The following is a 22,051-nucleotide window of genomic DNA, read 5'->3' as shown; positions in this document are numbered from 1 at the left end:
ATACAGCTTCAAAAAAACGCTGAAGTTGTATCTATGCTGATCATAGTATAAACACAACTACACCATGCGGATTTGCCATGAAAATGTAGTAATTTGTTTAAGTGACATTGTAGCGACTCCTCTCTGATATGTTATATGTAATATAACAGATATTTGAGCTAAGGACAAGCCCTATTTTCATTTTCCTTAAAAATCTCTTTTTATTCTTTATTTTCATCCCCATAGTCTTGAATAAATTGGAAGATCTTCTGGTAATAAGTGGTGGGCTCTTTGTACTTGGCTTCGGCATGGCCAGCTTCTGGCACAATGTAGAGTTCCTTAGGTCCCTTGGATTTAGCATCATAGAGTTCTCGGGCCATGGATACCGGAACAAAGTCATCCGCTGCGCCGTGGATAAATAAAATAGGTAAGGAGGACTGGGCCACGTATTCCACGGTGTTTCCCTCGCGTAAATCATAGCCCGCCCGCAGTCTTGCCATGGTATTAGCCATATAGAGGACTGGAAAAGTGGGGAGATTAAAACGTTTATCTAACTCAGAAGCAAAAATATCCCAGATACTTGAATAACCACAGTCAGCAACGACCGCTTTGACGGCTGCAGGCAGCTTGTCTGAGGCCATTAGAACGGTAGCACTCCCCATCGATGTGCCGTGAAGGACAATTTTGGCCTGACTATCGCGGTCAATCAACCACTGAACCCATTCTAGTAAGTCCTGACTGTCTAGATACCCCATACCAATATATTGTCCCTGACTAGGGGCATGGGCTCTTAGGGAGATCGTTAAGACCTGGTAACCTTTTTGATAAAAAGCGGGCGCAATATCATAAGAATCAGCTTCTTGGCCTTGGTAACCATGGACAATCAAGGCATATTTATGTTGGTCAGAGTCATTATGAAACAAATTTCCGCTCAAAGTAAGCCCGTCCTGAGAGCGAATGCTTACCGCTTCCTTTTTATCCCCTACCTGGTCTAACCAAGCCTTAGCGTCCGCTTTGGCCTGGGCCTTATTGGCATTGATTTCTTGAACAGCTGACTTAGTCTGACCCGGCTTTGTCTCCTGGTCAACTTGGCGGTCTTGCCCACCCTGGTTAGGCACCAAGGCATAATCAACAAAGTAGTTTCCTACAAAATAAGTGGTCGCTAGAGAAATCACCGTCAGCAAGGCTAATGAAATGCCCAACTTTTTTAACCAAGTGAGTCCTTTTTTATTCTTCATCCGGTCTAACACCTCCCACAGATTAGTAATCATTTTAGCAGATGGCACAAAAATTGACTATCTTTATCAAAATTTTGATAGGAAATAAGTAGTGTGAGACAAAAGTTAAAAGAACCCTGAATGGGTCATTTATTGTCTCTCTAATCTTATATATAATGGAGAAGAGCGTGTGACAGTCACGCTAAAGGACGAAGCCGCTGGAGGAAAATACCATAAGCACAGTAATAGTGTGCGTTGGAATTTTCTGTAGTGGATGTTCGTCCTGTGACTGGAACAGGTTTAGGAGGGTGCGACAAGTGCGTCAAAAATCAATACCCTTAGAAGAAAAATATAAACAAAGGAGTCAAGATGGTAAGAGAAATTTTTATTATTCGACATGGCCAGTCTCTTTATAACTTAGAGGGGAAAATCCAAGGTCAAATCGATAGTCCCCTTAGTCCTAGAGGCATCCAAGAAGCTGAGCAAGCGAAAAACTTTTTTGATCAAAAAGACATCAGTATTGACCTGATCCTCTCCTCCCCTTTGAAGCGGGCCTACGCCACAGCAAAGATAATCCAGGGAAATAGTCCCTGCCCCCTGGTGACTGATCAGCGGCTAGCAGAATGGCGCTATGGTAGTCTTGAAGGCAAGGCGCTCAGCGTCCTTGAGGGCGTCAAACTCAATGACCCGCCTAGTGATCACTATTTTTGCCAATTTGGGGGCGAGTCAGTTACTGCAGTTAAGGTCCGCTTTCAAACAGCCCTTGATGAAGCTCTTAAAGCCTATCCTCAAAAAAATATCCTCCTGGTTAGCCATGGGTCAATTATGTACCGCTTCATGTTGGACTATCTCAACCAACCCCTCCCAGCCTTTTCGAATTGCCAAATTTTTCATTTTGAAGAGCTAGAAAAAAGCCTGGTCTTAAAAAATAGTATTAATCCACTCAACTAAAAAAGGACTGTACATCGTTTTCACAGTCCTTTTAGTATTTGATAAAAAATTTCGTACCCCTATTTAGAAGCTAATCGATTGATAAATAATTGCTTTTTAATCTAAATTTTGCTGCATTTCACGGTCGTAATCGACAAATTTACGGATAAAGGTATAGGGATCGACCAGGTCCAATTGCCTTGCAAAGGTGGTTAAACTGGTTTCCCTTAAGCCGGCCTTATTGAGATAGGCTGGCATAGTCGCCACATCCACCGGTAAAGCATCAATAATCAAATGCCCCTCTGACATAATTAAGGTCCGGCGGCTGTATTCCAGCATGACTTCAATGTCATGGGTGGTCATCATAATGGCGATCTGGTAATGGCTATTCAACCGCTGCAAGGTATTCATAATGGCACGGAAATGCACAAAGTCGCGGCCTTCAGTGATCTCTTCAACCACCAGTAGTTTAGGATCCTTTAATAAAGACCGGGCCATGGCCAAACGCAGCTTAGAAATCTCCGAAAGATGGTCTAAAGGGAAATCTAAGAGATTATCCAAGTTAACCATGGCTAGAACCTGATTAAACTTGTCTTTGAGCTCGTCATCCTGGCAATCGCCTTCCACTAGAACGGAACTTTGGGCCAGGTAGTCTGCAACGGTTTCTGCTCGCGATTGGCTAATATTGCTGACATCATCATTAGTAATCAAGCCGACATTGCGGCGGAGATGGTCAAATTGGTCCAGGGGAAGTTCTTGGCCCAGCCACTTAATCGTTCCCGTCTGAGGCCTTAAGGAGCCACTACACAATTGAGCTAGGAGGGTCTTGCCGCTGCCATTGGGGCCAACGACACTCAGCATTTCTTCTTGGTTAATTTTCAGATTGATATTATGCAATCCGCGCTGATTGCGGTTATTGACTAAGGCTGATACATTATCGAGTTCGAGGAGAACTTCTTTGTTTTCTTGGTAACGAAAACGTGGCAGGGTCATAATCCAATTTTCAATCTTTTGCCGTAGCTGTGGTCCAAAAATATGGTGGACATCTTGGATATTATAAACGTCTTTTAGAGGATAAGCCGCGTAGCGCATGGCGGTAATATAGAAGGGTTCACGAATGCCTAAGGGGTTTAAAATACCACTTTCCAAGAGAGCCTTAAGCTGGCCATCAAACACAATCCGCCCTTCTGAAAAGACTAAGACGCGATCAATGGGACGAGACATCATTGCTTCCAATTGGTGTTCAGAAATAATAATAGTGGCGTCAGTATGAACGTGGTAGTCATCAATAATATCGATAAAGACCTTTTGTTGTTTTGGAGCCAGGGTCTTTAAGGGTTCGTCAAAAATATAGATCTCATTATCTTCTTTTAAGATGTGGGACATGCGGTGGATTTCTTTTTCCCCACGAGAAAGTGCCTGGTATTCTTCCGGTTGTAATTCGCAATCAACCAGTTCATACCAACGCTTTTCGATAGCCTTTTTGTGATGGTTGACCGATTCATTAGGATTATCATCGATCTTCTCATCAATCACATCGCGAATTGCCGTCCCGTCAACTGGCTTGGCAGACTCACCACTGTGAATAATTTCACCAGAAAACTCGCCATCCTCCGGTAGCTCACCCTTCAAGGCTTTAAGAAAAGTTGACTTACCTGATTCATTGGCACCTAGGATTAAAATTTTCTCACCATGGTTTAGGGTTATGTTGATATCTCTTAATGCCATCCGATATTGACGGGGATATCGGTAGCTAAAGTGACGCATCTGAATCCACGGGCTAGACACGCTGACTCCTCCTCTTATAAACTAGTATCATTCTAATAAATATAGCACAAAAGCTGGACTTAGCCTAATATTTTATGAAAAATCCCTAAAATTTATTTTGTATAATACTATTTTAACTATGCCAGGTAAAAAGCACCAATAAAAGGATTTCAAGCGCTTACAAATATCTCCATGATTTTCACGATTATATGAAAAAAAGCCCTAGGGCATATCCACTAGAGCTCATCCTTAATATATTATTCCTTTTATCCCATCTCTGGTCGCCAGATAGGCTTACTTGGGATCGCGACCAATAATTCGAACTTCGGTTTCTAAGCTTACATCGAATTCTTTTTTGATCACTTCTTGGACGTGGTGGATGACGGCCAGATAATCAGCAGCGGTGGCATGATCAATATTTACAATAAAACCAGCATGTTTTTTCGACACTTGGGCGCCACCAACCGTATAACCTTGCAGATTAGCTGCTTGAACGAGTTGGCCGGTAAAGTGCCCCTTGGGCCGCTTAAAGACACTACCACAAGAAGGCAAGTCGAGGGGTTGCTTGGATTCGCGAAGTTGGGTTAAGTGGTCCATTCTCCCCTTAATTTGGTCATAGTCACCCGGTTTGAGGTCAAAGACCACACTGACGACACAGTCGCCATTATCTTGGATAATACTGTGGCGGTAGGAAAATTGTAATTCTTCGTTGGTATAAGTCTTTAAGTCACCAAACTTATCGACCACTTGGACACTTAAGGGAAGATCCTTAATCTCGCCATCATAGGCCCCAGCATTCATATAGATCGCTCCCCCAACACTACCAGGGATCCCGCAAGCAAATTCCAGTCCCGTTAAAGCCGCATCACGAGCAGCCCGGGTCACGTCAATAATTCGCGCCCCCGCCTCAGCGAAGACCTGGTGATCTTTCACTTCAATGGATGCCATTTGGGTCAGCATAAAGACGATCCCTTCAATACCACCATCACGGACGATGACATTACTGGAATTTCCCATCACCATAAAGGGCAGCTGGAGTTCATTGGCCTTTTTAATCATGGATTGGAGTTCCTGGCTACTTTGGGGAAAGACCAAGAGATCAGCCGGGCCGCCGGTTTTCGTATAGGCATAGTGCTTCAGCGGCTCATTGATTTTAATATGTTCAGGGCTAAAAGCATCGATAAAGGCTTGAAAATCCATCTGTATTCCTCGCTTCTACTTAATCAGAGTAAGTTATTTTTAGGTGAAATCCTTACTCTTATCACAAATGTTATGATAGCATAAAATAGTCTTTAAATTTAGCCCAAAAAGGACTTTTAAGCTTTTCTTATCCTAGCCATCATTAACGATTTACCAGAAAGGAAAATTTCATGAACAAATCACGTCGTCAAGCCTTACTTATGACAGCCTTGAGTTTAATCTACGCTACCTACCAACTGCAAAAGCCCGCCGACCAGCTAACTGGCTACCACCTCTTCTTAGGCCACTTGCTCCCCATTGTCGCCGCTGTCTTTGCTCTTAACGAGAAGAAGACCGGCCTCAAGTGGACCCTGGTTGCTATTAACCTCTTCCTGCTAGCCATTATGGTCTATGTCTTTTGGATGTCGTAAAAATTGAGAGTGCGACAAGCGCACCAAAGAGCAAGACCGCTGGAAGAAAAAGACGTAAAAATTCTCAAAGAGAATTTGTCGCCATTTTCTGAAGCGGACGCTTGCTCTGCGCTTGGAGCACGTTTTTGATTAGATAGTTTGTACTTAAAAAGAGCTGCCCTTATATAGTGACCCCAAGCTTTGGACGACGACTTCGACTGTTGAGCGTCACTATATTACTGGCAACTCTTTTTCTTATTTAATCATTAGTCTTCTTCACTTACAGACGAGTCGTCGTCATCTTGTTGGTCATTTAAAGCACTTAAACCCATGATGAGGGTGTCTTGGAATTGACCTTGGGCATATTGCCCTCCAGGAATACGTCCCAGCTCTTCAAAATGAAATTTCTCATACAGCTTAATGGCCCGAACATTATTGACATTCACTTCCAGGCGGATATAGCGCAAGATAGGGCTTTCTTTGGCCCAGCCTAGCATGTCTTCCATCAAGACATGGCTCAGACCTAGACTCCAAAAGCGTCTGAGGATAGAAATGCCCAATTCACCCACATGCTCTTCCTTGGAACCTTCTGGGGCCCCGATTGAAGCGACTCCGATAATTTCATCATCTAATAAGGCAATCAGAACGCGGTTATTCAAGCTTTCTTGGATGCTCTTTAAATACCTTTGTTCTTGTTCCTGGTTGATACCGAGGCCTTGGGAAGTAAAGCTGAGAAAATCAGACTCGCCGCCCACTTTTTTGTAAAAGTCTAATAGGGCCTTGGCATGTTTTTGTTCTGCGTCTACTAAAGTAATTTGTATTTCTTCACGTTTCATGCTTATTCTGTCAAACTTTCTAATAATTCTGTTGCTAATTCCTTACCGCGCCCACCATTATATGCTAAGCTAATCCGACGCTCGGTAGCCGATTCCTTATGAATAGTCAGCCACAGGTAAGGCGTTTCTAAGTCTTCCTTAATGAACTGGGGCCATTCAATCACAGTGACCCCATCGCCCTCTAGGTATTCTTCAATCCCCAAACCTTCAGCTCCCGTTTCCTCTAAACGGTAAGCGTCCATATGGTATAAGGGTAGCCGACCCATTTGATATTCGCGCATAATGGTAAATGTCGGACTCTTAATCGCCTTATTAATCCCTAAAGCATGGGCAAAGTATCCCGTAAAGGTAGTCTTACCCGCTCCTAGACCTCCTTCTAGGCAGATAACATCCCCTGCTTGAACCAAGTCGGCTAATTTTTGGGCGGTTTTCTCGGTATCCTTTTCGTTATGCCATTTGATCTCTGACATGCTTTCACCTCAATACTCTCTTGTCTTTTTTTCATAGACTCCCTTCCATTTTAGCATGGTAAACAAAAGCTGCCTAGTTTTTCATCGCTTATGGACCAATCTTATTCACGGCAGTCAGCTCCCCAGCATATTCTAAGCTTAATCCTTATCGTTTTTGCTATAATAGGCGTAAACTAAGTACAAAGAAGGGATTAACATGAAAGAAGAAGTGCAAGCACAAGCACGAAAGCTGATTGAAGAACTAATCGATAAGGCTCAGCTAAAGTCCGGAATGACCGTAGTGGTTGGTTGCTCCACTAGTGAAATTATGGGAGAGAAAATTGGGACGGACTCCCAACCCGAGATTGGAAAAGCGGTCTTTGACGCCATCCACCAAAGCTTAGACCAAGCCGGAATATACCTAGCCAGCCAATGTTGTGAGCACCTTAACCGGGCCATTGTCACTGAACGCGAAGCCCGTCCTTTTGCTCCCACAGTGAATGTGGTCCCCCAACCAAAGGCGGGCGGGTCATTTTCCACCGCTGCTTACCAAGCCTTCCAAGATCCAATCGTTATTGAAGAGATTCAAGCCGATGCAGGGATTGATATTGGAAACACCTTGATTGGTATGCACCTCAAGCCAGTGGCTGTTCCCCTGCGCTTAGAAAACCACCGGATTGGTTCTGCCTGGGTCAACGCTGCCCGCACCCGTCCGAAATTCATTGGAGGCGAACGTGCCCACTACAATGACCAATTAAAATAATTATTTCCATAATAAAAACACTTGCCCGATTTCCACATCTAGTCACAGCCTGGCTAGACCATCCTGTGGTATTGGCAAGTGTTTTTAATTATCTCTTTTAATCGTCTTTATGCCGGTTAGTTAAAAAGCGAGTCATCCGCTTGAAAAAATTTGGTGAAGACGGGGTAATGCGCATGACACTCTCATTCCGGCGACTTTCAGCTTCCTGCATCATTTGTTCTTGGGAATTGATAGGCTTATCGCCGGATTTGACATGACGATAAATGCCATCGCTCCCTAATTCTCTAGCTTTTTGGTTATCGGCTAATTCCACTTCTAAGAAATGAATAATTTGAGCTTCAATGTCTTGGTCAATAATTGGAAACTCAATTTCTACCCGGCGAATCATGTTTCTGGTCATCATATCTGCAGAAGAAAGGAAAACATGTTTTTGACCGTTACGGTAGAAGTAGTAAATCCGACTGTGTTCCAAGAAGCGGCCCACGATCGAGCGCACCCGAATATTTTCTGATAGACCTTCAACTTGGGGACGTAAACAACAAATTCCCCGGATAATCAGATCAATTTGTACTCCGGCCTGACTCGCTTCATAGAGTTTTTTGATGAGGGGTTTATCGGTCAAGGAGTTCATCTTAGCAATAATACGTCCATTGCCGTATTTCTTCTGATTTTCAATCTCTTCATCAATGTAATCCGTCAGGGAGTCACGAATGGCAAAAGGCGAAACATGGAGAGCCTCATAATCCGGCACTTCACTATAACCACTTAGGAAGTTAAAGAACTTGGACCCATCACTGGTCAGAGCTTCATTAGTCGACAGTATCCCCATATCCGTGTATTGTTTAGCGGTTTTGTCGTTGTAGTTTCCGGTTCCTAGGTGGATGTAACGTTGGATTTTTCCGGCTTCCCGTCTCACCACCAGGGTAATTTTACTGTGAGTTTTGAGTTCACTTAAACCATAAAGGACATGACAGCCAGCTTCTTCGAGTTCTCTAGCCCAGTGGACATTATTCTCTTCGTCAAAGCGGGCCTTCAGTTCCACCAAGACCGTAACTTCCTTACCATTTTCCGCGGCCTTTTTCAAGGATTTGACAATTGGCGAATGCTTGGATACCCGGTAGAGGGTCATCTTGATAGCTACTGTTTTTGGATCTGAGGCAGCATGGTCGACAAAGGATAAGATCGGTTTGAAAGAGTCGTAAGGATGGTGGAAGAATAGATCGCCCTTTCTGGTTAATTGGTAGAGATTTTCGCCATGGTAGTTGGGGTATTCTACCGGTTCAAAATCGGGATACTTCCATTCAGGGTGGTCTTCACTGATATCATCAACCAGGTCAAATAAGAAGGTCAAATCAAGGGGGCCGTTAATAGGATAAAGGCCTTCCTCTGGCACCTTCAAATAAGGTTGTACGGTTGCTAAGAAATCTTCATTATTGTGATCATTTGGACTCTCCCAGCGGGTATCCCATTCAATCCGAACGGTTTTCCCGTGTAGTCTGTTTTTAACATGGTCTTCCATCACGTCCAAGAGGTCCATGACATCATCTTCATTTAATTCAAAGTCCGCGTTCCGGGCAATCCGAAATGGAATCCGACGTTTAATGGTGTAACCCTTGAAGAGTGCATTTAGTCCATGGATGACGACATCTTCTACTAAAACATAGGCCTTCCCCTCACCGTCATCTAAAGTGAGATAACGCTTGAGTAGGGTTGGAATAGGAACAACAGCAATATAGGAATTCTGATTCTTCTCTAATTCCACTAAAATATTCAAGGCATGATTTTTTAAATGTGGGAAAGGTCGGTAGGCATCAATACCAATAGCCGTTAAGGTGGGCAAAATCAGTTCTTCAAACTGCTCTTTTACTTGTGCTTTTTGAGCTTCATTGAGATCAGCTACTGATTTAAGGTGGTAACCCTTTTCATCCAACAATTCTACCATGTCGTGGTAGCGGGCATATTGGGCTTCCACATTTCGCGCATTACGCTCATGAATACCTTGCATTAACTGCTTAGGTGACATTTGGGTTTTGTTTTCAGCCACTTGAACGCCATCAAGGTATTGATTATAAACCCCTGCAAAGCGAACCATAATAAACTCATCTAAGTTAGAGCTGACAATCCCTAAAAAGTTTAATTGTTCTAACAAGGGATTGTTGGGATCACTGGCTTCTTCAACGCAACGATAGTTAAAATCTAACCAACTCAGCTCCCGATTATAATAATAATGAGCAGCTGAGTTTTCAGCCTGCAAGGATTGGGTATTTTTTTGATTATTGCTAGTGGTTGACATACTGCACTCTCCTCCATTTTAATGCACAAGTAATACGACAATGTCGATAAAAACAGATAGAAATTATGTGTCAAATCGATGATTAGACGCCAGTAAGCAAGTTAACCAGCCAGGATTAGTCTATTCAATTAAAATTAACTTTTAACACTTATTCATCAAGACTATCCAGGGGGATAAACTCTAAACTTAAGCTTCCATCCAAGGCCCGGCTGAGATGTTTCTTATGGCGGTTGGCCCGGTATTTTTCGGTAATTATAGGCTCTGTATGGTAGATTTTCAACAAGTAATTGTCATCTTCATCACGTTCTAAGCGTAATTTTTTGACTGGATCAGTTTTGGAGTAATTTAAGGCTTGGGCAAAGCGAATCATTCCGCCCACTTTCATTAAGTGGTCTTCTTCTTCCTCACTAAACCAATCCTTAAAATTAGTCATATAAAGTTGGAAGAGCGACCGGTTCTTATAGGAACTCAAGAGCGCTAAACGCACCCGGTCCAAATGAGAAAAGCCTAGGAGATTGGTGTTAGAGAGCAGATAAAAGGTGTGTTGGGAATCGGCCTCCCGACTGACAAAACTAGCAAAGCGATAGAGGTAGGCCGCAAATTCGATCATTTCTCTTTCTTCATCGTCAAAAGTAAATTGATCCAAATCACACATTTGTTGGTAGAGACTCAAACAAAGATCAACGTGTTGCTGGGTACCCGCTGAGTTAAAGGGCAGGTCATGGGCAATTTTTCTGGTAGAACGCAGGCGGATAAGCTGGGTATCAATCGGGGTATTATAATTCTTATTAATATCCTCTAAGATAATCCCTTCCCGCAAACCTTGGGTAGACACTGTGAAATTTTTCGCCTTCGACAATTTGAAGAGTTCAATAAAGGCAATCAAAGCCGGTACGATCAAATCCGTCCGCTCAGTACTCAAGCCTTCAATATCATCCAAATCCTTAGGCTTGGTATCTAAAACCATATCCAAGGTTTCTTCTAAATCATCTAAAGTCATCTGATAACCGTGGAGTCCCGCAATTGGGTAATTATGCATGCGCTGATGCATTTCGGCCACATTACGGACTGAGCCCCCAATCCCAATTAAAGGCAACTTAGCCTTCTTGAGCCAGGATTCTTGCTTAAATTGACTGCGGATATAATCCCTAGCCGCTTCAATAGCATCTTCATCATTATGGTCCTTATTCTTAAAAAAACGTTCACGAATATAGACCACACCGAAGGGAAAGCTATGAAAGGTATCCATGGCCTTGTCTTGGTACTTGGTTACTTCACAAGATCCCCCACCGATATCAATAGTAAACGCATCTGGAATAGTAATGACATGCATAACGGCATACTGGCCAAAACGGGCCTCTTCTTCCTCAGAAATAATCCCAATAGTGATGCCGGTTTTTTCTTTGACACGGTTGATAATTTCTTCTTGGTTAGCCGATTGCCGGACGGCTGCCGTAGCCAGTGCTTTTATTTCATCCACTTTAAAGTTTTTGATAATGGATGCAAAGTCATCTAAGGCAGTGATTAAGCGCTGGATACCCGTATCGCTCATGTATTTATTATCATCTTTTTCAATGAGGTATTGGCTCAATTGTGACGGCACTTTGACGTTTTGAAGTTCTTCAAAATTATACCAGTCATCAATCCCGTAGATAACCAGACGGATGGTATTTGACCCAATATCAATAATCGCTTTTCGCTCTTGAAACATGACATAGTCCTTCCTATTATAAAAATGCCAAGGACTCTCCTTGAAATTCAATTTTATTATAACGAATCTCAGCCCCCGGCTCAATTATTTACCTTCTTAAAGTACAATTTGAGCTACTTAGAAAACTTAAATGGCCTTAATCATATGATAATGCGGATGTCCCCCAATAATCAATTCCGAAATGGTTTCAAAGCCTAGGCGTTGGTAAAGCGTCAAGGCACGTTGGTTATGGAAGTCCACATTTAAGGAAAGCTTGTGGTAATTTTTTCACGGCCGACTTGGCCGAGGTGGGCGATTAGTTGACGGGCATAGCCCTTGCCTTCCTCTCCCTGCTTGGTTGCTAAGGAATCCAGGTAAAATTCATCCACTAAGGCTTCTGTTTCGGCATAGCTTCTTGGGATTTGGTCAAGGGAATAACCCATTTCCAGCATGGTAGTCTCCAGAGGGCTCTCAATAATAGGATCCAAGACGCCTGGATAAGCATAGGCCACAGCGACTAATTGGTCGGCTTCAAAGACCCCATAGCCATGAGCGTATCCGTAACGGTAATAGGGTTTCTTCATAGCCTGAGCGATAATTTTGCCACTAGTCTCCCAACCATATTCATTAATTAAAGGCTCATCTAAGTGTTCTAAGATGACCTTAATCACCTGGTAACTCGCCTGGGTATCCGATATTTTTAACTGTCTAATTTCCATAAATTATTTTCCCCTTTTTATAAATTTGTGTCCTCTTGCTTTAGTATAGACAAGCCTGACCGAGTCTGCAAATCTCCTTATCTGAATTGAATAATCTAAATAAAGGTCCCCTGTAAAGTAAAAAATCCAAGGCTGATAAAAGCAGCGCTTGGATTTTTCATCAATCTTTAATGGACATTGATCGTATAGTTTTCCTGAATGGTGGGGTCCATATTTAATATTTCTTTGATGGTTCTTTCAGTATTTTGCTTGGCAGCTTCCAATAAGCCCTTGTCTTTGGCTTCTTCTTCTGAGGCTTTCTTTTGTTCATTGGTGAAATTAGCATAGTCATCCACCGTCATCTTATTGAAAATCGATGCCTCCTCATCAAAGACCTTGACCGAATCGCTATCGATATCATGGGAGAGAATCTTCACCTCAGGCAATGTGACATCAATAGTTTGGTCTTGAACCTTAACATCAATAGCGCTGAGATCGATTCCGACATGGATCACCCCGTCATAGGAAACAATAAATTTCTTTGTGGTGAAGGGCAAATTCCAGTTATAGAATTTTCTTTGGTTTTCAAAGGAAGCCGTATTGGTGTAGAAGTATTTGGTCGTGGTTAACTCCTTGGCTTGTTCTAGGCGGTTACCCACTAATTCCGAAGTAATTTCTGTTTGGCTATCCTGCTTACCGAGATAATGACCGCCAATAAAGGCAACCGCTAGTAATCCTAAGATGATCACTAGGACCCCTAAAAATTTCTTAAATCGTCGCATATATTCCCTCTTTTCTGATAATCATTATAGCAAAAAGTCTGTCAATAGCACTTTTTAATGCTTGCTTAAACCTATAGCGATAAAAAGCCCTTACCTTGGGGCAAGGGCTCATATTTATCGTGATCTCTTCTCAGTCTTAGTTTTCGTTTAAGCCTGCTTGTAGGGCAGTAACGATAGCTAATTTGTAGGCATCTTCTTCGTTACAGCCACGTGATAGGTCATTTACTGGCTTAGCCATTCCTTGTAAGATAGGCCCAATAGCTTCAAAGCCACCGAGGCGTTGAGCAATTTTGTAACCGATATTTCCTGATTGAATTTCTGGGAAAATAAGCACTTTGGCATGGCCAGCTACTTTTGACCCAGGGGCTTTCTTTTCCCCAACAGCTGGAACGAGAGCCGCGTCAAATTGTAATTCACCATCAACGTTGAAGTCTTCAGGCGCATTTTCTTGAGCGATCTTAGTTGCTTGGGCAGCTTTTTCTTGTTCTGGAGATGAAGCTGAGCCCTTGGTTGAGAATGACAAGAAGGCAATATCCGGTTCCACGTCAAATAATTTAGCGGTTTCCCCTGTCACTAAACCAATTTCCGCTAAAGTTTCAGCGTCTGGACTAATGGTGATCGCGCAGTCCCCCATCATGTATTTTTCTTCACTGCCGTCTTCTTTTGGACGGGTCAATAAGAAAGCGCCAGAAACGTTTTTTACCCCGGCCTTAGTCTTGATGATTTGTAAAGCAGGACGTATGGTATCACCAGTCGCATGGGCAGCTCCTGAAACTAAACCGTCACTTTTACCCATGTAGACGAGCATGGTACCAAAGTAGTTAACGTCTTTAAGCATTTCACGGGCTTGTTCTTCAGTAGCCTTGCCTTTACGACGTTCAACAAAGGCTTGGACCATTTCTTCATAAGCATCATAGTTATCAGGGTCTACGATTTCAATCCCAGATAGGTCAATGCCGCGGTCTTTAGCTTGAGAATGAATTTCATCAGGGTTACCCACTAAAATAGGAACTAATAGGTCGTCAGCTTTTAAGCGAGCTGCAGCCCCTTGAATCCGTTCATCAGTAGCTTCTGGAAAAACGATACGCGTTTGCTTTCCTTTAATTTTTGCTTTTAATTCATCAAATAAAGCCATTTCTCTACCTCCATAAATTATTTAGATTCTAATTTTAGTTTACCATAAAATGAGCGTTTCTAATAATCATATGCAAAAAGTACAAAGAAAAGGAGCGCCCCTCCAGCTTGCCTATTACGAATAGAATCGGCAGCTGGAGAAGCGCTCACAATTTCATCAATATAATGATTTATCCTAGATTATTGCCAGAAATCCAATTTTTGTGAATCTAGGCCAATATCCTTGGCTCTAAAGACAGGATTTTTACCAGCTTTTCTTTGCTTATGGTAATCATTTAAAGCGGCAATGGCCTGCTTACTTAACAGTAAAATGGCCGGTAAGTTAATTAAAGCCATCAAGGCCATTAGAATATCTGCAGTCATCCACGCCAAACTCGATTCTTGTAAGGCTCCTAAGAAGACCACCAAGATGAAACAGATTCTAAAGAGACGCATAATCCCAGGTCTTGGCGTGCCTTTAAAAATATAGGCAATATTATTATCCACATAATATAAGTTCCCAATTAAAGTCGTAAAACCGAAGAGCATGAGTGATACCGTAATAAAGATATTCCCAAAGTTTCCAAAGACGGTTGCAAGGGAAGCTTGGACGTAGGCCGCTCCAGATAATTCTTCTGCAGGGGTTATTCCTGAACTTAAACACATGAAGGCGGTTGCTGAACAAATTAACAAGGTATCGATAAAGACCGAAATCATTTGTACCAGCCCTTGCTTAACCGGATGGGACACATGGGCTGATGCTGCTGCATTAGGGGCTGAACCGATCCCTGCCTCATTAGAAAAGAGACCACGCTTGATTCCATACATCATACTAGACCCAGCAATCCCTGAAAAGATGGCCTTGAAGTTAAAGGCATCCTTAAAAATTAAAGTAAAGATGGTGGGCAGGTAATTCAAGTTAAAGAGGATCATAATCAAAGCGACCCCAACATAAATGGTCCCCATAAAGGGAACTAAAAAACTAGTGAAGGAAATAATCCGTTTGCCTCCACCCAAGATACAATAACCGGTCACCAAAGCCAAGACCCCACCAACAATTAAAGGCGTCCATTGAGCATGATAGAAGTCATAAACTTGAAAAGAGTCTTGTAAATTATAGGCAGCCAGCATATTGAAACCAACTGCGTAAGTCAAAATTAAAAACACGGAAAAGATAATGCCTAATCCCCGATTATGGAGGGCCGTTTCAATGTAATGGGAGGGGCCCCCATAAGAATCTCCTGTTGGGGTTTTCTTCTTGTAAATTTGAGCTAGGGTAGATTCAATAAAGGCCGAAGAACCGCCAATAATAGCCACTAGCCACATCCAAAAGACCGCCCCATAGCCACCTAAACAAATGGCTGTTGAGACACCGACAATATTCCCAGTTCCCACCCGCGAAGCCGTTGAAACCATTAAGGCCTGGAATGAAGATACCGAATCTTCTTTTTCGGGTTTTTCCATAATTACCCCAATTGCTTCCTTAAAATCTCTAATTTGGACCCCCTTAGTGCGGAAGGTAAAATAAAGACCAATTCCCAAAAGCAAGACAATTAAAATCGGGTAATAAAGGACATTGCTGATTGGTGTCAGAAAATTAATCAGTTGTTCAGTCACTGAAGTCAGCTCCTTTTTATCAATTAAAAGTTTTTACCTTACTAGATTAGCGAAAAGGCCGATAAATAGCAATGGTTTTTTGTAATGATTTTTGACATCGTTTTAAATTTAAATCACCCGCCAAAAAAAGAACCTTGACTTATCAAGGTTCTTTAAAGATAGTCTTTATTAGCAATGTTAGCTTTACTGCCACGCCCTTGGCACTTGCTTAGTAGCTAGATGATTGAATATTAATCACGAATTTTTGCTTGTAAGTCATTAGCAAGGGCTGCTTTGACCTTAGCAAAATCTTCATTGACTTCTTCATCAACCAAAGTCGCTTCTGGGTTCAGATAAGTGAGTTGGTAAGCTACCGATTTTTGCCCGTCTTGGATATGTTCACCACGGTAAATATCAAAGAGTTTAACATTAACCAGGTAACTATTGGCTGCTTTTTGAATGGTTGCTACAATTTCAGCATGGCTCACTTCTTCAGCCACAACCATGGCGATATCGCGGCTAATGCTTGGATATTTTGCCAGGGGTTCTTGGATGACTTGGTGCTCTGGTAAGTCATAGATGGCTTGTAAGTTAAACTCAGCCACGAAACTTTGGTTATTGAGGTCATAGTCCTTAGTAATTTGAGGGTGGAGTTGGGCTAAGTAACCAATGGTTAGCCATTCTCCTTGGTCCTCCACTTGTACAAGGGCTGTCCGACCCGGATGGGTATCCGGTAAGTCGGTACTTTGTAGGTAACGGATTTGCCCAGCTAAATTGTAAGAAGCCAGTAGCGATTCCACTGCCCCCTTCATATCATAAAAGTCAACCGCTTGGGCCTTGCCTTGCCAGCTATCCCCTTCGACATCACCCGTCCACAGGGCTGCTAGATGGCTTTCTTCACGAGGCAGGTCATCTTCTATCTCGTCATCATAGAAGACCCTTCCAATTTCATAAATTTGGACGTCCTTCACCTTACGAGCTAGGTTGTATTGGGCAATATCTAATAGACTGGTCAGCAAGTTAGTCCGCATATAACGGCGTTCGTCACTCATTGGGAAATCCAAGGCTACGGCTTCATGGGCTTGGACTTGTAAGACATCAAGTTTCTTCTCACTGGTTAAACTGTAAGAAATCACTTGGTCAAAGCCTAGTGCTTCCATGGTCCGATGGCTTTGACGTTCAAATTTTTGCCAGTCGTTTAAGCCAATTTTCACCGGTTGGACGGGTGAAATTCGGGAAGGAATCTTATCGTAACCATAGATACGAGCGACTTCTTCCACTAAGTCAGCTGGAATGGAAATATCCCAACGTCTAGTAGGAACGGACACGGTAAATTCATCAGCGGCACCTTCAACCGGGAAACCCAACCGTCTAAAGGATTCTTTGACCTCTTCAAAACTGATTTCCATACCTAGGAGACTGGTAATGTAAGCTAAATTGGTCGTCACTTCTTTATCTTTAACGTCAAGATGAGATACCCGGGAGCGTCCCTTAACCGCTTGTCCACCAGCCCAATCTTCCATCAATTGGGCTGCATAGGCGCCGGCTTCATCGATAGTGGCGATATTTAAGCCACGTTCATTTCTTAAACTCGACTCACTTCTAAGGGCTAAGCGTCTGGCTGTGCGGCGGATATGGGAAGAGTTAAACATGGCTGATTCAATCAAAACATTGGTAGTATTGTCATCAATCTCAGTAGACAAGCCCCCCATCACTCCAGCTAGGGCAATGGGCTCTTGGCCGTCAGTAATGACTAAGTCGTCATCAGTTAAGTCTCTTTCCACACCGTCTAAGGTCACTAATTTTTCCCCGGTTTTAGCTAGTCGAGGAGCAATGGTTTTAGATTGCAACTTATCATAGTCAAAGGCATGAAGGGGTTGGCCGTATTCCAATAAGACATAGTTGGTTGCGTCAACCACATTATTAATCGGACGGATACCTTCTTTCATGAGGCGGATTTGTACCTCAATCGGGCTGGCTTGAATTTTAACATCCTTAACCAAATGAGCAGTGTAGTGAGGGAAGAGCTCACTATCAGAAATTTCAACAGTGACCTCGTCACTTAAATCACTTCCCGCTTCAAAGGCTTGGTCATCATAAGTGTTGATGTCAATAGGACAGTCATAGATGGCACTTAATTCATAAGCGACGCCCCGCATGGATAGGGCATCAGCCCGGTTAGGGGTGATATCGAGGTCTAAGACCGTATCTTCTAAGTGTAAATAGTCTTTAATATCTTGGCCTAAGGGAGCATCTTCCGGTAAGATCATAATCCCATTAGCAAACTCTTTGGGAATCACATTTTCGCTGAAGCCGAGCTCTTGTAAAGAGCAGAGCATCCCATTGGACTCTTGTCCGCGCAATTTTCCCTTCTTAATCTTTTGGTTACCGGCAACGCGTGCCCCATGTAAAGCAACGATAACCTTCTGACCAGCTGCCACATTAGGCGCGCCACACACAATTTGTAAGGGCTCTTCTTGGCCGACATCTACTTGGCAAACGTGCAAGCTGTCTGCATTGGGATGTTTTTCCACCGTCAAAGTCTTGCCAACGACAATTTTTTTCAAGCCGGAAAAATCTTGGTTCAAACCATCCACTTCCAGACCGGTCCGTGATAAGTCTTCTGCTAAAGCTTCATCTTGAATATCTTTAATATCTACAAATTCATTTAACCAATTACGTGATGCTAACATGTCAGTCATTACCCTCTTTCTTGAAATTGATGAATAAAGCGAAGATCGTTTTGGTAGAAATGACGGATATCTTCAATCCCGTATTTCAACATAGCTACCCGGTCTGGTCCCAGTCCAAAGGCAAAGCCACTGTACTCCTCACTATCAATCCCTGACATTTCTAGGACATTAGGGTGGACCATGCCCCCACCGAGAATTTCAATCCAACCGGTTTTCTTACAAATATTGCAGCCTTGACCACCACATTTAAAGCAAGAGATGTCTATTTCAACAGAAGGTTCGGTAAATGGAAAGTAAGAGGGACGTAGACGCACTTGTCGGTCTGCCCCAAAGAGATGGCGGGCAAACAATTCCAGGGTTCCCTTTAAGTCTGAGAGGCCGATATTTTTATCAACCACTAGTCCCTCAATTTGGTGGAATTGGTGGGAGTGGGTGGCGTCGTCAGAGTCCCGGCGATAAACCTTACCTGGACTAATCATTTGCAAGGGGCCCTTAGAGAAATCATGTTGGTCCATAGCATGGGCTTGGACTGGTGAAGTATGGGTCCGTAAAAGCACCTTATTCTCTTCAATATAGAAGGTATCTTGCATGTCACGGGCTGGATGATCTTCTGGTAAGTTCATCCGTTTAAAGTTGTAGTAGTCCGATTCGATTTCTGGCCCTTCGACAATGATATAACCAAGGTCTAAGAAGAGGTCTTCAATTTCTTCCATAACTTGGCTAATCACATGTTGGCTGCCTAATTTTTGTTCCTTACCAGGCAGGGTCACATCAATGGTTTCCGCCATTAATTTTTGGTTAAGTGCTTTTTCTTCTAAAACAGCTTGTTTTTGGTCGAGTTCTTTAGCCACTTTATTTTTTAATTCATTGGCATAGGCCCCTACTTTAGGGCGTTCACTGGGGTCAATATCTTTCATATGCCGCAAAGCTTCGGTGATCGGCCCTTTTTTCCCGAGGTACTTCACGCGAATAGCTTGCACATCATCGAGGCTAGAAATGCTTTGAATTTCTTCAGCGATTTGCCCTTCAATTGCTTGTAAATTGCTAATTATATCCATGCTTAAACTCCTTTTTATAACGATTATGTGAGAATTTTTCCACAAAAAAAGTCTCTCATTCCCAATAGGGACGAGAGACCGCGGTACCACCCTAGTTTTTACTCAGTTTGCTTAACAAAACCGAATAAACCCTTCATTTCAGGCGATAACGAGCCCAGTCGTGGTACCTTTTGACTGCTGTCGCCCGGTACCTACTCCAGAAGTGAAAAATTCCCCGCTTACCTGTAAGAAACTTTCAATCGGTGATTTCTCTTCCTGTTACAGGCTATGATAAGGAACCGTCTTCTATCAACGTATTCATTAAGGATAATTGTAGCCGTTAAAGTCACTTTCGTCAATAAGTAATCTAACCGAGGTAAAAAAGACTGGACTTGATATCCAGTCTCCTTATTAAAAATGCTCCAGTCACAGGACGAACGTCCACTTCAAAAACTGGCAACGCTCAGCCTAGTTGAGTTCGTAGGCCAGACTTGAAGTTGCTTCAGAAAATTCCAACGCACAGATTCCTGTGCTTATGGTATTTTCCTCCAGCAATTCAAGCCTTTAGCGGCGTCCTCACATCCTTATAACTGAGCTAATCCCAGTTTTCTCCAGTTGCTATAGCTGTTCGAAGCGTAAGCGAGTTACAGCTATAGTATGCGTAGCGGTTTCGTCCTTTGTTGTGACTGTCGCACTCTTTTAAACGTGTTCTAAGCGCGAGGTGAGTTCTATTTCAGAAGCCCTTGCAAATCCTCTTTGAGGATTTACTGCGCACTTCCTCCAATTGCTATAGCTGTTCGAAGCAAAGCGAGTTACAGCTATAGTATGCGTAGCTCTCTCCCCTCTTTTTGCGCTTGTCACACCTTTACTTATCTAACTCGACCCATTCATCTGACCACGAGTGCAATGAGGTTAAGACGGTTTCAAGGTCTTGGCCTTTTTGAGTTAGGGCATAGTAAGTATATTTGTGGCAATCACTACATTGTGTCACCCGTTCAAGGATTCCTAAGCAGGTCAGTTCTCTTAGCCGTTCGGTCAGTACCCGGTCGGAAATCCCATCAATATGGTCACGTAATTCAGAAAAACGAAGTGGGCCTTTGAGTAAGCTTTGAATGATTAAACCATTCCATTTCTTTCCTAGTAATTGGAAACCTTGCTCAAACTTGCGACACAGAGAAGGAATGTGCTGTTCACTCAAGCGGTCACTTCCTTTCTTATATAAAGTTAATTTTTCTTATTATTTTCTGCTAATTTCGGAAAATATTTTCTTCTCAAGCGATTAAATGGCGTTAGCAAGCGCTCATTAATAGTTTGGTTTAGAGGATTAAAGATGCGTTGACTACAGAAAGTTTGGCAATTATCCCGCCATATCTTAGATGCAGGTCTTAAATATTCTGTCGATGCTAAGTATTTATCCACAAAAGTCACCACAAATGACTCTGGATAAGCAGGAAGTTGCCAAGTAGCCAACCACATGTGTTTAATGATAATATCATGTTCAACTTCGTTTAAGTCGGTTAAGACTTCTGCATTTTTTAGTGCAATATAAGGGTGATTGGTGAAATGATTGCCTTTTGAGAATGTCATTTCTTTCGTATCATAGTAGAAAAGATCATGCATTAAACCCGCACGAGCGACTGAACGGTAGTCTAAGTTTAAACGCTTAGCAATTTTATAACTATAATAACTGACAGAATAAGAATGAACTAAACGATTCCCATAAATATGTTGGCGAAACAGACCTAAATCGGTAATAAATTCATGGTCTTTAATATCATCGATTAAGGCCAAATAGTCACGGTCATTTTCCCAAGGGTAATTAGTTTCTGTCAATAAGTTCATGTCCTTTCTTTTGTTGACCCTACTGATCCATTGGGAAGGAAGTGGTGCATAGCGATCGAGCCAGCAATGGCGACATTCAATGATTCCGCCTGACCCAGCATGGTAATATAGAGACTAATATCACTCGCTGCAATGATTTCTGGTCGGACACCATTTCCTTCGTTACCTAAAATAATGCCCCATTTTTGGCGTTTTTTCAAGTTATAAGTTTCTAAAGCTTGCGCTTGATCATTTAATTCGGTCGCCGCTAAACAATAGCCTGCTTTCCTCAAACTGGCCATGGCTTCTTCTAAAACCACTTGGTGGAGGCGAACATGGAATTGACTGCCCTGCATAGAACGAACCACCTTAGGGCTATAAGGATCAACAGTACCCTTACCTAGGTAGATATCTTGGTAATTAAAGGCATCTGCCGACCGGATCAAGGTGCCCAGGTTTCCCGGATCTTGAACCCCATCCAATAACAGGACTGCAGGGGAAGCCGGTTTTAAAGAGGCTTTTTGGTCTCGATTGACCACCGCAAAGACCCCTTGGTCCCTTTGAGTATCAGATAGTTCTGAAGCAATTTCAGGACTGATCAGGGTTTGATTAGCCAGCTTAAAGTCGGCTTCATGTTCAGGAGTAAGAAAAACTTCCGCTAGGTCAGCCCCTGCCTCTAAGGCAGCCTCTAAAAGATGAGGACCTTCAATGAGATACTGGCCAGCCTTTTCCCTTCCCCGCCGGCTTAATAATTTTTTAGCGGACTTAATTTTAGGATTATTTTTTGAAGTTAGCATA

The 22,051-nt window shown here is 42.7% G+C and carries 19 protein-coding genes; 3 read left to right on the top strand and 16 right to left on the bottom strand.

What is annotated here, in order from left to right:
- Positions 1–200 precede the first annotated feature (200 nt).
- A complete protein-coding gene (locus HMPREF9243_RS03310) occupies positions 201–1,217 on the bottom strand; it encodes an alpha/beta hydrolase (RefSeq protein ID WP_013669573.1) in 1,017 nt (338 codons plus the stop codon).
- A 348-nt stretch (positions 1,218–1,565) separates the two neighbouring features.
- On the opposite strand from HMPREF9243_RS03310, the gene HMPREF9243_RS03305 reads away from it, so the two are divergent.
- Positions 1,566–2,147, top strand: coding sequence for a histidine phosphatase family protein (locus HMPREF9243_RS03305; protein ID WP_013668556.1), 582 nt, complete (start codon positions 1,566–1,568; stop codon positions 2,145–2,147).
- A 96-nt stretch (positions 2,148–2,243) separates the two neighbouring features.
- On the opposite strand, the gene HMPREF9243_RS03300 is transcribed toward HMPREF9243_RS03305, so the two are convergent.
- On the bottom strand, positions 2,244–3,914 hold the full coding sequence (locus HMPREF9243_RS03300; RefSeq protein WP_013669314.1) for a DUF3744 domain-containing protein: 1,671 nt from the start codon (positions 3,912–3,914) through the stop codon (positions 2,244–2,246).
- A gap of 273 nt (positions 3,915–4,187) precedes the next feature.
- Positions 4,188–5,093 (bottom strand): UDP-N-acetylmuramate dehydrogenase, encoded by a 906-nt coding sequence (murB, locus tag HMPREF9243_RS03295; protein WP_013669036.1) that lies wholly within the window; start codon positions 5,091–5,093, stop codon positions 4,188–4,190.
- Positions 5,094–5,263: 170 nt separating this feature from the next.
- Here murB and HMPREF9243_RS03290 point away from each other — a divergent pair, with 170 nt between their 5' ends.
- Positions 5,264–5,503 carry a hypothetical protein gene (locus HMPREF9243_RS03290; protein WP_013669742.1) on the top strand — a complete coding sequence of 80 codons (240 nt, stop codon included), beginning with the start codon at positions 5,264–5,266 and terminating at the stop codon, positions 5,501–5,503.
- Between the two features lie 245 nt (positions 5,504–5,748).
- Here the strand turns inward: HMPREF9243_RS03290 and HMPREF9243_RS03285 are convergent, their stop codons facing one another.
- Both HMPREF9243_RS03285 and tsaE read right to left on the bottom strand, forming a co-directional pair.
- The gene (locus tag HMPREF9243_RS03285) at positions 5,749–6,318 is read right to left on the bottom strand and encodes a GNAT family N-acetyltransferase (protein WP_013669251.1); all 570 of its coding nucleotides are present in this window, start codon (positions 6,316–6,318) and stop codon (positions 5,749–5,751) included.
- Positions 6,319–6,320: 2 nt separating this feature from the next.
- Positions 6,321–6,788 carry a tRNA (adenosine(37)-N6)-threonylcarbamoyltransferase complex ATPase subunit type 1 TsaE gene (gene tsaE / locus HMPREF9243_RS03280; protein ID WP_013670016.1) on the bottom strand — a complete coding sequence of 156 codons (468 nt, stop codon included), beginning with the start codon at positions 6,786–6,788 and terminating at the stop codon, positions 6,321–6,323.
- 196 nt (positions 6,789–6,984) lie between these two features.
- Here tsaE and HMPREF9243_RS03275 point away from each other — a divergent pair, with 196 nt between their 5' ends.
- Positions 6,985–7,530 carry a TIGR01440 family protein gene (locus HMPREF9243_RS03275; RefSeq protein WP_013669174.1) on the top strand — a complete coding sequence of 182 codons (546 nt, stop codon included), beginning with the start codon at positions 6,985–6,987 and terminating at the stop codon, positions 7,528–7,530.
- 97 nt (positions 7,531–7,627) lie between these two features.
- On the opposite strand, the gene HMPREF9243_RS03270 is transcribed toward HMPREF9243_RS03275, so the two are convergent.
- The 11 genes from HMPREF9243_RS03270 to HMPREF9243_RS03220 form a co-directional block, all read right to left on the bottom strand.
- Positions 7,628–9,823, bottom strand: coding sequence for an RNA degradosome polyphosphate kinase (locus HMPREF9243_RS03270; RefSeq protein ID WP_013670099.1), 2,196 nt, complete (start codon positions 9,821–9,823; stop codon positions 7,628–7,630).
- Between the two features lie 148 nt (positions 9,824–9,971).
- On the bottom strand, positions 9,972–11,534 hold the full coding sequence (locus tag HMPREF9243_RS03265; RefSeq protein WP_013669355.1) for a Ppx/GppA family phosphatase: 1,563 nt from the start codon (positions 11,532–11,534) through the stop codon (positions 9,972–9,974).
- A gap of 242 nt (positions 11,535–11,776) precedes the next feature.
- Entirely contained in the window at positions 11,777–12,232 is a 456-nt protein-coding gene (locus HMPREF9243_RS03260) for a hypothetical protein (protein WP_041705931.1), read from the bottom strand.
- 167 nt (positions 12,233–12,399) lie between these two features.
- Positions 12,400–12,993, bottom strand: coding sequence for a DUF4230 domain-containing protein (locus HMPREF9243_RS03255; RefSeq protein WP_013668753.1), 594 nt, complete (start codon positions 12,991–12,993; stop codon positions 12,400–12,402).
- Positions 12,994–13,129: 136 nt separating this feature from the next.
- Positions 13,130–14,128, bottom strand: coding sequence for a phosphate acetyltransferase (gene pta, locus HMPREF9243_RS03250; RefSeq protein ID WP_013668758.1), 999 nt, complete (start codon positions 14,126–14,128; stop codon positions 13,130–13,132).
- 179 nt (positions 14,129–14,307) lie between these two features.
- Positions 14,308–15,723, bottom strand: a complete 1,416-nt coding sequence (locus tag HMPREF9243_RS03245; RefSeq protein ID WP_013669678.1) for an alanine/glycine:cation symporter family protein — start codon at positions 15,721–15,723, stop codon at positions 14,308–14,310.
- Positions 15,724–15,953: 230 nt separating this feature from the next.
- Entirely contained in the window at positions 15,954–18,395 is a 2,442-nt protein-coding gene (pheT, locus tag HMPREF9243_RS03240; RefSeq protein WP_041706546.1) for a phenylalanine--tRNA ligase subunit beta, read from the bottom strand.
- A gap of 8 nt (positions 18,396–18,403) precedes the next feature.
- Positions 18,404–19,453, bottom strand: coding sequence for a phenylalanine--tRNA ligase subunit alpha (gene pheS, locus HMPREF9243_RS03235; protein ID WP_013669356.1), 1,050 nt, complete (start codon positions 19,451–19,453; stop codon positions 18,404–18,406).
- An 844-nt stretch (positions 19,454–20,297) separates the two neighbouring features.
- Entirely contained in the window at positions 20,298–20,630 is a 333-nt protein-coding gene (locus tag HMPREF9243_RS03230) for a helix-turn-helix domain-containing protein (RefSeq protein WP_013669748.1), read from the bottom strand.
- A gap of 26 nt (positions 20,631–20,656) precedes the next feature.
- On the bottom strand, positions 20,657–21,274 hold the full coding sequence (locus HMPREF9243_RS03225) for an HD domain-containing protein (protein WP_013669139.1): 618 nt from the start codon (positions 21,272–21,274) through the stop codon (positions 20,657–20,659).
- Entirely contained in the window at positions 21,271–22,050 is a 780-nt protein-coding gene (locus tag HMPREF9243_RS03220; protein WP_013669537.1) for an RNA methyltransferase, read from the bottom strand. Before HMPREF9243_RS03220 ends, HMPREF9243_RS03225 begins: the two co-directional genes overlap by 4 nt.
- Position 22,051 lies beyond the last annotated feature (1 nt).

The organism is Aerococcus sp. Group 1 (assembly GCF_000193205.1).
Classification (GTDB): Bacteria; Bacillota; Bacilli; order Lactobacillales; family Aerococcaceae; genus Aerococcus; species Aerococcus urinae_A.
The sequence above is the reverse complement of the archived record's forward strand: the minus strand, read 5'-3'. Positions and strand labels throughout refer to the sequence as shown.

What these genes read in the sequence shown, in the direction of transcription:
- tsaE (WP_013670016.1), bottom strand. Translation starts at nt 6,788, where the DNA reads ATGTCAGAGATCAAATGGCATAACGAAAAGGATACCGAGAAAACCGCC.
- pheT (WP_041706546.1), bottom strand. Translation starts at nt 18,395, where the DNA reads ATGTTAGCATCACGTAATTGGTTAAATGAATTTGTAGATATTAAAGAT.
- pheS (WP_013669356.1), bottom strand. Translation starts at nt 19,453, where the DNA reads ATGGATATAATTAGCAATTTACAAGCAATTGAAGGGCAAATCGCTGAA.
- HMPREF9243_RS03220 (WP_013669537.1), bottom strand. Translation starts at nt 22,050, where the DNA reads ATGCTAACTTCAAAAAATAATCCTAAAATTAAGTCCGCTAAAAAATTA.
- HMPREF9243_RS03285 (WP_013669251.1), bottom strand. Translation starts at nt 6,318, where the DNA reads ATGAAACGTGAAGAAATACAAATTACTTTAGTAGACGCAGAACAAAAA.
- HMPREF9243_RS03265 (WP_013669355.1), bottom strand. Translation starts at nt 11,534, where the DNA reads ATGTTTCAAGAGCGAAAAGCGATTATTGATATTGGGTCAAATACCATC.
- HMPREF9243_RS03275 (WP_013669174.1), top strand. Translation starts at nt 6,985, where the DNA reads ATGAAAGAAGAAGTGCAAGCACAAGCACGAAAGCTGATTGAAGAACTA.
- murB (WP_013669036.1), bottom strand. Translation starts at nt 5,093, where the DNA reads ATGGATTTTCAAGCCTTTATCGATGCTTTTAGCCCTGAACATATTAAA.
- HMPREF9243_RS03290 (WP_013669742.1), top strand. Translation starts at nt 5,264, where the DNA reads ATGAACAAATCACGTCGTCAAGCCTTACTTATGACAGCCTTGAGTTTA.
- pta (WP_013668758.1), bottom strand. Translation starts at nt 14,128, where the DNA reads ATGGCTTTATTTGATGAATTAAAAGCAAAAATTAAAGGAAAGCAAACG.
- HMPREF9243_RS03310 (WP_013669573.1), bottom strand. Translation starts at nt 1,217, where the DNA reads ATGAAGAATAAAAAAGGACTCACTTGGTTAAAAAAGTTGGGCATTTCA.
- HMPREF9243_RS03260 (WP_041705931.1), bottom strand. Translation starts at nt 12,232, where the DNA reads ATGGAAATTAGACAGTTAAAAATATCGGATACCCAGGCGAGTTACCAG.
- HMPREF9243_RS03255 (WP_013668753.1), bottom strand. Translation starts at nt 12,993, where the DNA reads ATGCGACGATTTAAGAAATTTTTAGGGGTCCTAGTGATCATCTTAGGA.
- HMPREF9243_RS03225 (WP_013669139.1), bottom strand. Translation starts at nt 21,274, where the DNA reads ATGAACTTATTGACAGAAACTAATTACCCTTGGGAAAATGACCGTGAC.
- HMPREF9243_RS03270 (WP_013670099.1), bottom strand. Translation starts at nt 9,823, where the DNA reads ATGTCAACCACTAGCAATAATCAAAAAAATACCCAATCCTTGCAGGCT.
- HMPREF9243_RS03305 (WP_013668556.1), top strand. Translation starts at nt 1,566, where the DNA reads ATGGTAAGAGAAATTTTTATTATTCGACATGGCCAGTCTCTTTATAAC.